General features: G+C 74.2%; 12 protein-coding genes. 9 read left to right on the top strand and 3 right to left on the bottom strand.

Going from position 1 to position 14,935, the window contains the following annotated elements:
- Nucleotides 1-77: 77 nt before the first annotated feature.
- The 5 genes from Saso_RS23885 (at nucleotide 78) to Saso_RS23865 (ending at nucleotide 6,148) form a co-directional block, all read left to right on the top strand.
- Nucleotides 78-2,462, top strand: coding sequence for a phosphoketolase family protein (locus Saso_RS23885; RefSeq protein ID WP_189921849.1), 2,385 nt, complete (start codon nucleotides 78-80; stop codon nucleotides 2,460-2,462).
- Between the two features lie 141 nt (nucleotides 2,463-2,603).
- Entirely contained in the window at nucleotides 2,604-3,101 is a 498-nt protein-coding gene (locus tag Saso_RS23880; RefSeq protein ID WP_189921850.1) for a flavodoxin domain-containing protein, read from the top strand.
- A gap of 208 nt (nucleotides 3,102-3,309) precedes the next feature.
- Entirely contained in the window at nucleotides 3,310-4,380 is a 1,071-nt protein-coding gene (locus tag Saso_RS23875) for a zinc-dependent alcohol dehydrogenase family protein (RefSeq protein ID WP_189921851.1), read from the top strand.
- Nucleotides 4,381-4,398: 18 nt separating this feature from the next.
- The gene (locus Saso_RS23870; RefSeq protein WP_189921853.1) at nucleotides 4,399-5,073 is read left to right on the top strand and encodes a helix-turn-helix domain-containing protein; all 675 of its coding nucleotides are present in this window, start codon (nucleotides 4,399-4,401) and stop codon (nucleotides 5,071-5,073) included.
- A 241-nt stretch (nucleotides 5,074-5,314) separates the two neighbouring features.
- Nucleotides 5,315-6,148, top strand: a complete 834-nt coding sequence (locus Saso_RS23865) for a universal stress protein (RefSeq protein WP_189921855.1) — start codon at nucleotides 5,315-5,317, stop codon at nucleotides 6,146-6,148.
- Nucleotides 6,149-6,171: 23 nt separating this feature from the next.
- Here the strand turns inward: Saso_RS23865 and Saso_RS23860 are convergent, their stop codons facing one another.
- Nucleotides 6,172-7,818, bottom strand: a complete 1,647-nt coding sequence (locus Saso_RS23860) for an oleate hydratase (RefSeq protein ID WP_189922195.1) — start codon at nucleotides 7,816-7,818, stop codon at nucleotides 6,172-6,174.
- 126 nt (nucleotides 7,819-7,944) lie between these two features.
- Nucleotides 7,945-9,156, bottom strand: a complete 1,212-nt coding sequence (locus Saso_RS23855) for a globin domain-containing protein (protein WP_189921857.1) — start codon at nucleotides 9,154-9,156, stop codon at nucleotides 7,945-7,947.
- 490 nt (nucleotides 9,157-9,646) lie between these two features.
- Between Saso_RS23855 and Saso_RS23850 the strand changes: the two genes are divergently transcribed.
- The 3 genes from Saso_RS23850 to Saso_RS23840 all read left to right on the top strand — a co-directional run bounded on the left by Saso_RS23850 (nucleotide 9,647) and on the right by Saso_RS23840 (nucleotide 13,270).
- Nucleotides 9,647-10,450, top strand: coding sequence for a universal stress protein (locus Saso_RS23850; RefSeq protein ID WP_189921858.1), 804 nt, complete (start codon nucleotides 9,647-9,649; stop codon nucleotides 10,448-10,450).
- Nucleotides 10,451-11,059: 609 nt separating this feature from the next.
- Nucleotides 11,060-11,626 carry an SCO6745 family protein gene (locus Saso_RS39085; RefSeq protein WP_372442480.1) on the top strand — a complete coding sequence of 189 codons (567 nt, stop codon included), beginning with the start codon at nucleotides 11,060-11,062 and terminating at the stop codon, nucleotides 11,624-11,626.
- Between the two features lie 246 nt (nucleotides 11,627-11,872).
- Nucleotides 11,873-13,270 carry a M1 family metallopeptidase gene (locus tag Saso_RS23840; protein ID WP_189921860.1) on the top strand — a complete coding sequence of 466 codons (1,398 nt, stop codon included), beginning with the start codon at nucleotides 11,873-11,875 and terminating at the stop codon, nucleotides 13,268-13,270.
- An 18-nt stretch (nucleotides 13,271-13,288) separates the two neighbouring features.
- Here the strand turns inward: Saso_RS23840 and Saso_RS23835 are convergent, their stop codons facing one another.
- Nucleotides 13,289-13,774, bottom strand: a complete 486-nt coding sequence (locus tag Saso_RS23835; RefSeq protein ID WP_189921862.1) for a hypothetical protein — start codon at nucleotides 13,772-13,774, stop codon at nucleotides 13,289-13,291.
- Between Saso_RS23835 and Saso_RS23830 the strand changes: the two genes are divergently transcribed.
- Entirely contained in the window at nucleotides 13,761-14,918 is a 1,158-nt protein-coding gene (locus tag Saso_RS23830) for a hypothetical protein (RefSeq protein ID WP_189921864.1), read from the top strand. The genes Saso_RS23835 and Saso_RS23830 overlap by 14 nt on opposite strands.
- The last annotated feature ends 17 nt before the right edge of the window (nucleotides 14,919-14,935 follow it).

Raw genomic sequence — 14,935 nt, 5'->3', positions numbered from 1 at the left:
TCCGGCCCGCCGCGCCGCGTTCCCGCCGCCCGCACAGCCCGACGCCCATGACGCCGACGACCCCCAGGAGCGACACCATGTCCCAGGCCGGACACCAGGACGCCACCGCACCGACGGACGACGAACTGCGCACCCTGGACGCGCACTGGCGGGCCGCCAACTACCTGGCCGGCGGACAGATCTACCTGAAGGGCAACCCGCTGCTCACCGAGCCCCTCAGGCCCGAGCACATCAAGCCGCGCCTGCTGGGCCACTGGGGCACCTCACCCGGCCTCAACCTCGTCTACACGCACCTCAACCGGGTGATCCGGGCCCGCGGCACCGACGCGCTGTGCGTCTGGGGCCCCGGGCACGGAGGGCCGTCGATCCTGGCCAACGCCTGGCTGGAGGGCAGCTACAGCGACACCTACCCGAACGTGCCGAGGGACGCGGAGGGCATGGCCCGGCTCTTCCGGCAGTTCTCCTTCCCGGGCGGGGTGCCCAGTCACGTCGCCCCGGAGACGCCCGGCTCGATCCACGAGGGCGGCGAACTCGGCTACTCGCTCGCCCACGCCTACGGTGCCGCCTTCGACAACCCGGACCTCCTCGTCGCCTGCGTGATCGGCGACGGCGAGGCCGAGACCGGGCCCCTGGCCGCCGCCTGGCACTCCGACAAGTTCCTCGACCCCGTCCACGACGGCGCCGTCCTGCCGATCCTCCACCTGAACGGCTACAAGATCGCCAACCCGACGGTGCTCTCCCGCCTCCCCGAGTCCGAGCTCGACGACCTCCTGCGCGGCTACGGCCACGAGCCGATCCATGTGAGCGGCGACGATCCGCTCCAGGTGCACCGGGCCATGGCGGTGGCCATGGACGACGCCCTCGACCGCATCACCGTGATGCAGCGGACCGCCCGCGAGGACGGTGTCACCGAGCGCGTGCACTGGCCCGTGATCGTGCTGCGCACCCCCAAGGGCTGGACGGGTCCCGCCGAGGTGGACGGCAAGCCGGTCGAGGGCACCTGGCGGGCCCACCAGGTGCCGCTGGCCGGCGTCAGGGAGAACCCGGAGCACCTGCGGCAGCTGGAGAGCTGGCTGCGCTCGTACCGGCCCGAGGAACTCTTCGACGCCGACGGGCGACCCGTAGCCGACGTCCTGGCCTGCGTCCCCGAGGGCGCCAAACGGCTCGGCGCCACCCCGCACGCCAACGGCGGCCTCCTGGTACGGGACCTGCCCCTGCCCGCCCTCGACGCGTTCGCCGTACCCGTCGACAAGCCGGGCACCACCCTGCACGAACCCACCCGCGTGCTCGGCGACCTCCTGGCCAGGGTGATGAAGGACACCGGACGACGCCGGGACTTCCGCCTGGTCGGCCCGGACGAGACCGCCTCCAACCGGCTCCAGGCCGTCTTCGACGTCAGCGGAAAGGCGTGGCAGGCCGCACACCTGCCCGTCGACGAGCACCTCGAGCACCACGGCCGGGTCATGGAGATCCTGTCCGAACACACCTGCCAGGGCTGGCTGGAGGGCTATCTCCTGACAGGCCGTCACGGCCTGTTCTCCTGCTACGAGGCGTTCGTCCACATCGTCGACTCCATGGTCAACCAGCACATCAAATGGCTGAAGACCTCGCGCGAGCTGCCCTGGCGCGCCCCCATCGCCTCCCTCAACTACCTGCTGACCTCGCACGTCTGGCGCCAGGACCACAACGGCTTCTCCCACCAGGACCCCGGCTTCGTCGACCACGTCCTCAACAAGAGCCCGGACGTCGTACGGGTGTATCTGCCGCCGGACGCCAACACGCTGCTGTCGGTCGCGGACCACGTCCTGCGCAGCCGCGACCAGGTCAACGTGATCGTGGCCGGGAAGCAGCCCTGCTTCGACTGGCTGTCCCTGGACGAGGCCCGCGCCCACTGCGCCCGCGGCGCCGGCATCTGGGAATGGGCGGGGACGGAGAACGGCAGCGGTGAACCGGACGTGGTGCTGGCCTGCGCGGGGGACGTGCCCACCCAGGAGGTGCTGGCCGCGGCCCAGTTGCTGCGCCGTCACCTGCCCGACGTCGCCGTCCGCGTGGTCAACGTGGTCGACATGACCAGGTTGCTGCCCCGCGAGGAACACCCGCACGGGATGGGTGACTTCGAGTACGACGGACTCTTCACCACCGACCGGCCGGTCGTGTTCGCGTACCACGGCTACCCGTGGCTGATCCACCGGCTCGCCTACCGCCGGACCGGCCACAGGAACCTGCACGTGCGCGGCTACAAGGAGTCCGGCACCACGACCACGCCGTTCGACATGGTCGTCCGCAACGACCTCGACCGCTACCGCCTCGTCATGGACGTCATCGACCGCGTCCCCGGCCTGGCGGTCCGCGCGGCCCCGGTACGCCGGCTGATGGCCGACGTGCGCACCCGCCACCAGGCCTGGATCCGCGAACACGGCACCGACCTGCCCGAGGTCGCCGACTGGACCTGGGACGCCTGAGCCGGGGAGGGCGGGGCCGGCCGGGGCTCACGCCGGGGGCCGAACGGCCCCGGGGCGACCCGTACAGCCCCTGGGCCCGGTCCCCGCTCCGCCGCACGATCGAAGTACCGCAGCGCCGGCTGTGAGAGGAGGCGGACCGCCATGACCGGCACCGTGTTGGTCACCTACGGAACGACGAACGGATCGACGGCCCGGATAGCGCAGACCGTCGCCGACGTCCTGCGCAAGGCCGGGCCGACGGTCGACGTGCTCCCGGCGGGTGAGGTCACCCGCGTGACGGCGTACGACGCGGTCGTCGTGGGCGGCGCCCTGTACGCCGGGCGCTGGCACAAGGACGCGCGGCGCTTCGTGCGTCGCCACCGTCACGCGCTGGAGGAGCGGCCGGTGTGGTTCTTCAGCAGCGGACCCCTCGACGCCTCGGCCGCCGAACGGGACATCCCGCCCGTGCGCGGTGTGCGGCGGGCCATGACCCGGCTGGGCGTCCGCGACCACGTCACGTTCGGCGGCTGCCTGGAAGAAGGCGCCAAGGGCCGGGTGGCGGGGATGATCCTCCGCTCCGGCAAGGGCGGCGACTTCCGGGACTTCGGCGCGATCGAGACCTGGACCGAAGGCGTCGCCGACGCCCTGACCCACCCGTAGGCCGCGCCCGGCCCTTCCCGCCGGCCCGCCGGGGCCCGCTCCCGCGGGCTCCGCACCCCCGCGCCGCCGGTCCCGCACGGCGTGCGCCGGGCGGGACCGTCCGGCACACGAGCTGGGCCGGACGGCCCAAGCGGCGCGGACGGTGGCCGCACAAGCTGGAGATACCGGGCAGTCCGGCACGCGAAACCAAGAGATGGTGAGGAACGAGATGAAAGGCTACGTCTTCCACGGCCCCGGGCAGTCCGCCTGGGAAGATGTCCCCGACCCCGCCCTCAAGGAACCCACCGACGCGATCGTGCGGATCGGCGCCGTCACGATCTGCGGCACCGACCTGCACATCCTCAAGGGTGACGTGCCCGAGGTGCGCCCGGGCACGGTCCTGGGGCACGAGGCCGTCGGCGAGATCGTCGAGGTCGGCAGCGACGTCCGGACCGTACGGCCCGGCGACCGTGTGCTGGTCTCCTGCATCAGCGCCTGCGGACGCTGCCGCTTCTGCCGCGAGGCCGCCTACGGCCAGTGCCGGGGCGGCGGGGGATGGATCCTCGGCCACCTGATCGACGGCACCCAGGCCGAGTACGTCCGCGTCCCCTACGCCGACCTGTCCGTGCACGCGCTGCCCGGCGCCGTCGCGAGCAAGGACGCCGTCCTGCTCGCGGACATCTTCCCGACCTCCTACGAGGTGGGCGTCCTCAAGGGCCGGGTACGCCCGGGCGACACCGTCGCCGTCGTGGGAGCCGGTCCCATCGGGCTCGCGGCCATCGCCACGGCCCGTCTGTTCACCCCCGAGCGGATCGTCGCCGTCGATCCGGCCGCGTCCCGGCTCGACGCCGCCAAACGGCTCGGCGCCGATGCCGTGGCGGACGCCCACGAGGACCCCGGGCAGCTGATCGCCGATCTCACCGACGGCCTCGGCGCGGACGTGGTGATCGAGGCGGTCGGCGTACCGGAGAGCTTCGAGCTGTGCACCCGCATCGTGCGGCCCGGCGGCCACGTCGCCAACATCGGGGTGCACGGCAAACCCGCCACGCTGCACCTGGAAGACCTGTGGATCAAGAACGTGACGATCACCACCGGTCTCGTGGACACCCACTCCACGCCCACCCTGCTGCGCATGGCCGCCGCCGGCCGGCTGCCCACCACGCAGCTCGTCACCCACACCTTCCCGCTGGACCGCATGGAGGAGGCGTACGACGTCTTCGCCCGGGCCGCCGACACCGGCGCCCTCAAGGTGGTGCTCGGCGGGCCGTCGCACGAGGAGATCGCCGTCCCGGCGGCCTGACGAGAGGACGTGAGGGCCATGACCGAACCGAAGCGGACCGAGGCGACGAAAGAGCGGTCCCCGGGTGACCTGGGGCGTCGACTCGCCTCCCGCCGCGCCGAGTTGGGGCTGACACGCGAGCAGACGGCGGTCCGTGCGGGCGTGGACCCCGGCTATCTCCAGCACTTGGAGGAGCATGCGGTCGCCGCGCCCGGCCAGGGCACACTGCTCCGGCTGGCGGGGGCCCTGGAGACGACGCTCGCCGCGCTCACCGGAGGGGACACCGACCGGCCACCGGGCCCCGGACAGGCCGGGCCCACGTCCGAGTTCACCCAGTTGAGCAGAACCGAGTGCGGTGACCTGCTCTCGACGCACGGCGTCGGAAGGCTCGCCGTGTGCACCGCCCAGGGGCCGCAGATCGTCCCCGTCAACTACAGCGTCGTCGACGGGACGATCGTCTTCAGGACGGCACGCGGCGCGACCCCGTCACTGGGGATCGGCTCCAAGGTCGCCTTCGAGATCGACCGCATCGACGACGCGTTCAGCCAGGGCTGGAGCGTCTTGGTGCGGGGCCACGCGCGCATGGTGACGGATCCCGTCGAGGCGGGACGGCTCGCGCGGCAGGCCCACAGCACGCCGTGGGCCGGGGGCCGGCGCGATGTGTGGGTGCGCGTCGAACCGTACGCCGTCACGGGGCGCCGCATCACGGTCTGAACCCGCCTTCCTCCACGTTCGGCCGGGGACCGCCGGTCCCCGGCCGTCGACCGCCGTGGTCCGTACGCCCTTCCGGACGGCCCTTGCCACGAGGGCCGTCCGGCGCGTTCCCGGGGACCGCTCGGCGTCTGCCCACGGCTCGCGAGCGCGGGCAGCATCGTGCGAGGAGGCCGGTGCCCGCGGCACGCGGAGCCCGCACCGGACGGACATCACAGAGATCCGCGACTGGGGAGGGACGGCCATGACCATGCGTCACATAGCCGTAGGAGTGGACGGCTCCGTGCACTCGGTGCGGGCGGCCGACCGTGCCGCGGCGGAGGCCGAACGGCACGGCGTCGCCCTGCGCGTGCTGTACGCGGTCCCCGACCGTGACGAGGCCGCACCGGTGCTCCGCTCCGCGGCGTCGCGGATCCGGCGGCGGCACCCGGATCTGCCGGTGGAGACCGTGGCCGTGGAGGGCGGGGCGGTGCACGCGCTGGCGCGGGAGAGCGAGGTCGCGGACCTGACGGTCGTGGGGACACGCGGCCTGGGCGCGCTGACCGGCACTGCGTTCGGGTCGGTGGGGACACGGCTGGCCGCGCTCACCCGGGGGCCGCTCCTGGTCGTACGTGGCGACGACCCGCACGACGACGGGCGGGACGTGCTGCTCGGCCTGGAGGACGACACGGACGCGGAGGCGGCGGCCTACGCCTTCCAGGAGGCGGAGCGGCGCGGTGCGCGGCTGCGGGTCGTGCGCTGCGGGAGCCGTCGGCGCGTCATGTCCGAACCGCCCTCCGCCGCGCCGGCGCTGGGCCGGGGCCGGGAACGGCCGGCCGCACCCGAGGTCCGGACGGAGGAGGCCGTGCCGCGCTACGCCCTGACCCGTCTGCGGGACGTGCACCCGGACGTCCCGGTCGACACCCGCACCGTCCGGACCACGCCTGCGGACGCCCTGCCGGAGGCCACCCGGGGCGCCGCCGTGGCCGTCGTCGGCGCCCACCGCCGTACGAGCGTGTTCGGCCCGCGGCTGGGACCCGTCGCCCACACCCTTCTGCACCGGTCGCACTGCCCGGTCATCCTCGTACCGCACGACTGAGGGTGCGAGCGGTGCCCGGCGGGTCACCGTCGGTGCATGGTCTCCAGCGCGGCGGCGAGAACCCGCGGATCGTGGTGGCCCTTGTAGACCTCCGGTGGACGCCGGTCCAGGCCGAGCAACTGCGCCACCGCGGTCCAGGCGGTGCGCACCGAGTACTCGACGGTGAAGACGACGTCGTCCGGCACCTCCGCGAACTGACCGACGAAGGCGAGGTTCACGGACCCCTCCGGGACCACCCTGGGCCGGTCGTCCCGCCGACGGGCGAGGAACTGGCTGGTGATGTACGGCATCACGCGGGGCACGACGGTGGAGGTCTCCCGGACCCGGGCCGCGGTCCGCTCGTCGAACGGGAGGTGGTGCAGGACCTCGTCGAGGATCTCCCGGCCGGAGCACATCGTCATCGGCTTGGGCGTGTGGTGGCCCGCACGGTCGGGGAACAGGCCGTAGCCCCACCAGACGCCGACGTCCCCGGGCCGGTCCCGGAGGACGGGCCGGCGGTCGGCGACGAGGGTCAGCAGCCAGCGGGAGCCGGTGAGGGTCGTCAGGGCGCCCCGGCCGGGCGGACGGCCCCCGAACTCCTCCCACGCCCGCAGGAAGACGGGGTCCTTCGAGGTGACCGTGAACGACGTCCCGTGGGACTCCTTGCGGTGCTTGTCGAAGACGGCCGGGTTGCCGAAGTCCTCGCGGCCGCGCGCGAGCCGGTGCCACAGCAGCCAGGCGTCCGTACGGTGCGGGGCCGGCGGGGGCGCGGCGGTGTGCGAGCCGACGCCGGTGGCGTCCGTCGCGCAGCCGAGGGTGACGATGACCAGGTCCTCGGGCCCGACGGCGATCTTCTCGTCGCGGCCATGGCGGCTCAGGTGCACGGCGTCGACCGTGCCGCTGCGGACACCGGGGGTGAAGCCCAGGTCGGTGACCCGGCAGCCGGTGTGCAGGGTGACGCCGCGCTCGCGGAGCCAGGAGGCCAGGGGCCGCACGAGGGAGTCGTACGGGTGGTGGCGGGTGCGGTGGACGCCCGACAGGGCGGAGAGGCCCGGGAGCAGATGGACGAAGCGCCTCAGACAGCGGCGGAACTCGATCGCGCTGTGCCGGGGCCGGAAGCCGAACGTGGTGGACCACAGAAGCCAGAACGTGGTGGTGAAGAAGTGCTCGCCGAAGCAGTCGGTGACGCGGCGGCCGTCCAGGTGTCCCTCGGGGGTGGCCAGACAGCGCAGCAGCTCCAGCCGGTCGCGTTCGGAGAACCCCATCGAGGTCGTGTCCACGACGGCGCCGTTCGCGTCGACGAGCCGGGCGACGTCGGCCCCGGCGGACTCCTCGTGTCCGGCCAGGATCTCCTCGGTGACGGAGACGGCGGGGTCGTCGAGCGTGGGGATGCCGGAGAACAGGTCGTAGGTGCAGCGGAACCCGGCCTCGAACATCCGCCCGCCGTGCATGCCGTGGCCGGTGTGCGGGGTGCCGCCCGCGTCCAGGCCGCCGCCGAGGGTCCGGCTCTCCTCGAACAGGTGGATGTCGGATCCCTCGAAACCGCCGTCGCGGATCAGGAACGCGGCGGCGGCCAGCCCCGCGATGCCGCCGCCCACCAGATATGCCTTCGCCACCACGCAACTCCTGGTCCGGGCCGGTCGATCGGGAACCGTGGGATCCGGGGACCTCCGAGGTCCCGGGGGTCCCAGGAGCTCGCCGGGGGCTCACGTTTCCCGATCGGCGGGGCCCTCGTCAGTGGGCCGTTGGTCACCCGGCGGGGCCGGACGGCCCTCGCGCTTCGGCCGGCCCTCGCGGCGGGCGGCCCGGCATGCGGCTCAGGCCGTGGTGGGAAGCCAGAGGTCGGGGCCAAAGACCTCGTAGCGGATGCGCTGCGCGGGGATCCCGGCGCGCAGCAGGGGACCGCGCACCTCCCGCATGAAGGGTACGGGTCCGCACAGGAACACCGTCGCGCCGTCGGGGAGTTCGACCCCGCCCAGGTCCATCAGGCCTCTGCGGGAACCGGGTTCCTCCGCTGCGCGGTCCTCGTACCAGAAGAGGGCTCGGGCGCCCGGCAGTTGTGCTGCGAGGCGGAGGGTCTCGGCGCGCAGCGCGTGGTCGGCGGGGGAGCGGTCGGCGTGCAGGACCAGTACGGTGCGCGTCGAGCCGAGGGCCGCGAGGTGGGCCAGGATCGAGGTCATGGGGGTGCAGCCGATACCGGCCGACACCAGCACGAGCGGGGTCGTGTCGTCGGCGGGATCGTCGAGGAAGACATCGCCGAACGGGGCGGACAGCAGCAGTTCGTCGCCCTCGCGGACGGTGTCGTGCAGCAGGGTCGAGACCTCGCCGTCCGGGCCGCCGGCGTCGCCCGTGACCCGCTTCACGGTGATCCGCCGCAGGTCCCCGCCCGGGTCCGAGGACAGGCTGTACTGGCGCAGTTGGCGCACGCCGTCGGCCATGCGCACCTCGACGCTCACGTACTGGCCCGCCCGGGCGTGCGGCGCCGGTCCGCCGTCGGCGGGACGGATCAGGAAGGAGACCACGTCAGGGGTCTCGGTGCGCCGTTCGACGACCGTCCACGGCCGCCGGTCCCCGCCGGGCCGGACTCCCGCGTCCCGGTAGAGGAGGGCCTCCCGGCCGATCAGGGCGCCCGCCATCAGCCAGTAGACCTCGTCCCAGGCGGCCGCCACCTCGGGGGTCACCGCGTCGCCGAGGACCTCGGCGATCGCCCCGAACAGGTACTTGTGGACGATCGTGTACTGGTCGTCGGTGACGCCGACGGCGGCGTGCTTGTGGGCGATCCGGGAGAGCAGCGCGTCCGGCCGGACGCCGGGGTTGTCCAGCAGCGCACCGGCGAATCCCGCGATCGACCCGGCCAGGGCCCGGCGTTGGGCACCGCTGGCCTGGTTGCCACGGTTGAACATCCCGTCGAGCAGCTCCGGCCGCTCGCGGAACATCGTGGCGTAGAAGCGGGTGGTGATCTCGTCGAGCGCTCCGCCCACGGCGGGCAGGGTGGCCCGGACGAGGGCGGCGGATTCCGCGGACGGCATGGGATCTCCCGGAAGGGGTGGATGAAGGGCAGGGACGCCGCGTCGCCTCGGGCGGTGGCGTTCCCTGTCTAGCAGCCACGGCACCGCTGCCGGCCCCGATGAGCCGGATCAGGGCCGAAGGGCCCCGGCACCCGGGCACATCGGCCCCAGTGAAGTCGCACACATGACGGACCGGGGCGCCGGTCTCCTCCGTCGACCTGGGGGCTGGGCACGCCTCCAGCGTCCGGCCGTGGCGACGGCACGGGCAGAGGCTGTCGGTCCTTTCCCCGGGGCCGGTGGGCCCGCCCGGGGAGGCCGGCAGGGCCGGACGGGGTGTGCCGGGGACCGTACGGCCCCTGTCGGCGGGCGCCCGGCGAGGACACCGTGCCGGGAGGAAGCGGGAGCGGGACGGACCGCCGGACGCGCAGGACCGACAGCGAGGCTGTCCGGCACCGCGCCGGGAAGCGGTACGGCCGTGGTCCCGGGCGGCGAACGGAGAGGGGGAGCCGGCATGAGCGGCCCCGTACTGGTGGGAGTGGACGGCTCGGCCACGGCCATGGCCGCGGTCGAGACCGGCGCTCGGGAAGCCGCACGCAGGGGCGTGGACTTACGGCTCGTGCACGTCTGCGCCTGGCCGGCCGCCACGGTGGCGCCGGGCGTGCCGCCGTGGGATCCGGGTGGCGCCCGGACGTACGCCTCGGGTGACCGTGTGCTGGCCGAGGCGGCCCGTCGGGCCCGTCGCGTGGCGCCCGGAGTGCGTGTCACGGGCGCGGTCCTGCTGGGGGACCCCGCGGCGGTGCTGGAGACGGAGTCCCGCGATGCCTCGCTCACCGTCGTCGGCAGCCGGTCCGTGACCTGGTCCGGCAGAGGACGGCGCGGCTCGATCGCCGCCCGGCTGGCCGTGCGCGGCGCCTCACCGGTGCTGATGGTGCGGGGCGCTCCGGATGCGGACGGCCCCGTCGTGCTCGCCTGCGACGACGGGCACGTCGGCCGGAGAGCGGCCGAGTTCGCCTTCACCCAGGCGTCCGCCCGGGGGACGGAGGTGGTGGTGCTCGACGGACGGCCCCGCGAGGGTGTCCGCGACCCCCTGGCCGCGCTGCGGGAGCACTACCCGGACGTCGCCGTGCACCGGGCCCGCACCCGGGCCCGAGGCGGCACGGGCCGAGCGGTCGCCGGAGCGGGCGGACCGGCCCAGCTGATCGTCGTCGGAACGCGGCCCCGGACCGCGTGGACCGCCGCTCTGCCGACGTGGGCCGGCCGGGCCGTGCTGCGACGGGCCGACTGCCCCGTGGCGGTCGTCCGTGAAGAGCGATGACCCGCGCGTCGGACGGCGCTCCCGGCGGCAGAGCGGCAGAGGCTCAGAGCGAAGCACCCCCGGGAGGGCGGTGTGGTCCGCCGTCCGGGGGTGCGTCCCGAAGGCTCTGTCCGGTGAGGACTTCGGGGATCAGGTGGTCTTGGTCCGGTCCCAGGTCCACGACCCGGTGTCCGAGTCCCACACCCTGACAGGGGCGTTGAAGCCGGTGCCGGTCGAGGTGAACGTCCACAGCGCCGAGTGAGCACGGCCGGCGACCGCTGCCCTCGCCCTCGCCGCACTGGCGCTCTGCGGCTGCGGAGACGGAGGACCGGGCACCGACGGCTCGCGCGGCGGCTCCCGCGGGAACGCCGCCGCCGAGGTGGGCGCCGGATCCTCGCCGCCCGCGCAGGCGGCGTTCGCGGCGATGCTCGCCGAGGTCGCACGGCCGTGTTCCCCGGCCGGTGCGGCCGCGTCGCAACCTGCTGACCAGGGAACTTCGGGACCGACCGACCGCAAGCCCACCGGCCCGGCCGCGGCGCGGACTCCGGCCCCCGGCCAGTCCCCGCCGGACGGTCCCATCGAACCGGGTGCCCCGACAGGGCCCGAAGCGGAGTTGACCGAGCGGGACCGGTGCGCGAGCGTCCAGCACGAGCAGCGCATCGTCGAGGCGCTCCAGACGGTCTCGCGGCCCACCCCCGCCGAGGTCCGCAAGACCCTGAACGGGCTCGGCTACATCGACGAACGCATCCACGGCCTCGAACAGGACGGCGGGACCACCCGCCCTTCCCGGTGCCGGGCGACCCGGTCGCGCGACTGTGGCACTCCGCGACCATGCTGCGTGAGCACCGCGGCGACGGGCACGTGGCCGCACTCGTCTGCGCGCGCATCGGCGGCACGGAGGCCCATGTGCTCTCTGCGCTCGGGCACGGCATCCATCCGGCGGAGACCTTCGGCCGCAACCACCACCTGCCCGAGGAGCCGCTGGCCGCGGTCATGGCCGGTCTGCGCGAGCGCGGGCTGATCGACGCGGACGGCCGGTTCACCGAGGCCGGCCGCGCGACCCGGCAGCGCATCGAGGACGTCACCGACGAACTCGCCGCCCCGCCGTACGAAGCCCTGTCTCCCGCCGAACTCGACGAGTTGGTGACCGAGCTCGAACCCCTCACCGCGAGGCTGGTGGCCGCGGGATCGCAGTGACGCCCCAAACCTGACGGAGCGGGTCTCCGTCGTCCGGCACAGCGGAGACCCGCCCCCTGCCCGCCAGAATGCTCGAAGGGCGGCTCCCCGCAGCCCCTTCCCTCGTGATGGGCTTCGTCGACGTCCGCGCGCTCGCGGATCCGCACCTGCGCGCGATGACCGACCCGGCAGCCGCCGGTGAGCGCGGTGGTCCGCGTCGGCTCAAGTCAACGCCTCCGTAAGCGAGTTGTGGCAGTATCGGCTGGCATGTCGCTGCCAGCCGCATGGTCGCCCGGGTCCCGCCGTCGTCTGTTCGTCGTCCTGCTCGTCCTCCTCGTCGCGTTCGCCGCCGGTGTGAGCGACGCCGACGCACAGCACGCGTCGACGGCGTCGAAGTCCGCGGCCACCCCCGATCGCGCCCGCTACGACGTGACCCTGCGCGCGGACGCCGACGGCGGGCACTGGACCGGACGGCAGCGGGTGTCGTTCCGCAACGCCTCCGCCCGCCCGCTGCGCGAGGTGTACCTGCGGCTCTGGGGCAACGGCGAGGACGGGTGCGGCACGCCCGGTGCCCCCCTTCCCCCCGTCACCGTGACGCACGTCGAAGGCGGCACACCGGGGCCGCTCAGCGTGGACTGCACCGCCCTGCGCATCTCGCTGCCCAGGCCGCTCGCGCGCGGAGCACGGACGTCCGTCGCCTTCGACGTCTCCCTCACCGTGCCCGGCCGCAATGCCCGCTTCGGCCGCGAGGGCGCGTTCCGCTTCCTCGGCAACGCGCTGCCGGTGCTCGCGGTGCACGACGCCGGGGGGTGGCACCTCGACCCCTACGTGGCGCTCGGCGAGAGCTTCTACTCCCTGACGAGCGACTTCCGGGTCCGGCTGGACCACCCGTCGGCCCTGAAGGTGCCCGCGACCGGGCTGACCCGTACCCGGCCCGGCCGCCCCGGCCGCACCGTCACCCTCAGCGTCGCCGACCGGGTGCGCGACTTCGCCTGGGCGGCGGGCCCGTTCCGTACGGCCGCGCAGACCACCCCGGGCGGAGTCCGCGTCAGGTCGTACTGGGCGCCGGGCACCTCAGCCGAGGGCGTGCGGCTGAACCGGACGGACGCCGTCGCCGCCGTCGACCGGTTCGGCCGGGAGTTCGGCCGCTACCCGTACGGCGAGCTCGACCTCGTGATGACCCCCGGGTTCGGCGGCGGCATGGAATACCCCGGTCTCGTGCTCCTCGGCACGACCGAGGAAGGCAGCGCCGTCGTCCACGAGGTGGCACACCAGTGGTGGTACGGGATCGTCGGCAACGACGAGTACGCCGCACCGTGGCTGGACGAGAGCTTCGCCCAGTACGCCAACGCCCGCTTCTACGGCTGGGAGACCCGCGAGTGCTGGTCGGACGTCTCCTGGCCCGACGACGACGCAGCGCTGACCGCGTCGATGGCGTACTGGTCCCGGCACCGCGGTGAGTACCACCTCGTCTACACGGCCGGCCCCTGCGCCCTCGCCGACCTGGAACGCACCCTCGGCGCCGCCACCATGGCCCGCCTCCTTGAGTGGTACGCCCACGAGCACCGGTACGGAGTCTCCACCACCGCCGACTTCAAGAAGGCCGCCCAGGCCATGACGGACGTCGACCTCACCCCCTTCTGGAAGGCCCACCGCATCCGGTGACGGCGGCGCTGGCCCGGGTCAGTGCCGTGGGCCCCGCTCCTCGGGCGCCGCTGCCGGTAGTCGCGCTCCGGGCCGGGCCGCTCCGGGCGTCGTCCCGGGAACCGTGGCGTGGCTGCCGTGGTCGAGCGGCGTGGTGCCGGCGAACCCGCTGCGGGTCATCTCGCCCCACACGGGGGTGCCGTTGCGCAGCGACGCCCACCACCCCTGGAGCCGCCACCAAGCGGTGAGCTGGCGGTAGCCGAGGTTCTCGACGACGGCCGCCGCGGCCACCGCCGCCAGGTCGCCGAGCCGGCGGTAGCGGTGCAGACCCAGCTCGTCCAGGAGCAGGGCGAGCAGCGAGAGCAGGATCGCGTAGCCGAAGGAGGCCAGCAGGAACAGCACGGCCAGCGAGGGGGAGATGAAGCCGAAGTGGCTCCGCTCCTCGAAGTGGCGGGCCTGATCACGGTCGCCCTCGGTCCGGCGACTGGCCGACGGCGTCGCCCCGGACCGGGTGCTCGACGTCACCGACCCGGAATCCTGGATCGACCTCGACCTGCGCGTCCGCGAACTCGCCTCGCAGCGACCGGAGTTGTTCCATTCACGCGCCTCGCGGTCCGGGCGGCGGATGTACTGGCACACGGACGCGTCGCTGCCCACCGTCACCTGGGACCGGGAGCCCGACGACGCCGAACTCGCCCTCGCCCTCTGCCACCCCGACGGCCGGATCCGCGAGGCCGCGCTGGACCGTGCGCGGGGTCGACCCGTGCTGCTCGCGCTGGTCGTCGTCCGGTGCGCGGACTGGGTGGAGCCGGTGCGCGCGAGGGCTCGCGCGATGCTGGCCGAGGCGCCCCGGCACCAACTGGTGGCACATGCCCCGCTCGTCCTGCGGGTCGGTCACCGCTTCCGGGGCGCCCTCGCCGAGAGGCTGCTCATCGGCGCGCTGCGGACGGGCACGGCGGCACAGCTCGAGGGGCTGCTCGACAGCGGTGACCGGGCCACGGCCCGCCTCGCGCACCGCGTCGCCGTCGAGCGGCGCCTGCTTCCCGCGGCGCGGCTCGCTCTGATCGCGGCCCGTCACCACGACGCCGTGGTGCAGGACGTGTGCGCCGACGGGGCGTCGGCCGCTCTCGGCGACGGGGAGCCGGGCCGGTTCACCGAGGTGGTCCCGCCGCTGCTGGGGTCGCGCCGCCCCCGGGTGAGGTCGGCCGGGGTGACGGCGCTGCGCCGGGCAGGGCGGTACGGCGACGCCGAGCCGTACCTCACCGACCGGTCGGCGGTGGTGCGGGCGTGCGCCCGGTATGTGGTGCGGCAGGGCGGCACGGACCCGGCACCGCTGTACCGGGCCCTGTGCGCCGACCCCGCGGCCCGGCCCGCCGCGGTGGGCCTCTCGGTGAGTGCGGGGTGCGCGACGACGCGGACGTACTCCGTGCGCTGCTCGCGCACCCCGCTCCCCGCGTGCGGGCTTGCGCCGTGGCGGGACTGCGCGCACTGGACGCCGTCCGCGTCGACGATGTACGTCCGCTCCTGGCCGACGCGTCGGCGGCCGTGGTCCGGCAGGTCACCACGGCCCTGCTGCCCTCGGCCGATCAGGTGCCCCTGGGTCTGCTGCGCGAGCTCATGGCCGAGAACCGTCCACACCACCAGCGGATCGCCGCGACCCGGCTGCTGAGGTCGGCAGGGGGAAGA

This window comes from Streptomyces asoensis, from assembly GCF_016860545.1.
GTDB lineage: Bacteria > Actinomycetota > Actinomycetes > Streptomycetales > Streptomycetaceae > Streptomyces > Streptomyces asoensis.
Note: the sequence above shows the minus strand (reverse complement) of the source record. Positions and strands in the feature narration are given on the sequence as shown.

What these genes read in the sequence shown, in the direction of transcription:
- Saso_RS23885 (WP_189921849.1), top strand. Translation starts at nt 78, where the DNA reads ATGTCCCAGGCCGGACACCAGGACGCCACCGCACCGACGGACGACGAA.
- Saso_RS23855 (WP_189921857.1), bottom strand. Translation starts at nt 9,156, where the DNA reads ATGCCGTCCGCGGAATCCGCCGCCCTCGTCCGGGCCACCCTGCCCGCC.
- Saso_RS23880 (WP_189921850.1), top strand. Translation starts at nt 2,604, where the DNA reads ATGACCGGCACCGTGTTGGTCACCTACGGAACGACGAACGGATCGACG.
- Saso_RS23870 (WP_189921853.1), top strand. Translation starts at nt 4,399, where the DNA reads ATGACCGAACCGAAGCGGACCGAGGCGACGAAAGAGCGGTCCCCGGGT.
- Saso_RS23875 (WP_189921851.1), top strand. Translation starts at nt 3,310, where the DNA reads ATGAAAGGCTACGTCTTCCACGGCCCCGGGCAGTCCGCCTGGGAAGAT.
- Saso_RS23850 (WP_189921858.1), top strand. Translation starts at nt 9,647, where the DNA reads ATGAGCGGCCCCGTACTGGTGGGAGTGGACGGCTCGGCCACGGCCATG.
- Saso_RS23840 (WP_189921860.1), top strand. Translation starts at nt 11,873, where the DNA reads ATGTCGCTGCCAGCCGCATGGTCGCCCGGGTCCCGCCGTCGTCTGTTC.
- Saso_RS23865 (WP_189921855.1), top strand. Translation starts at nt 5,315, where the DNA reads ATGACCATGCGTCACATAGCCGTAGGAGTGGACGGCTCCGTGCACTCG.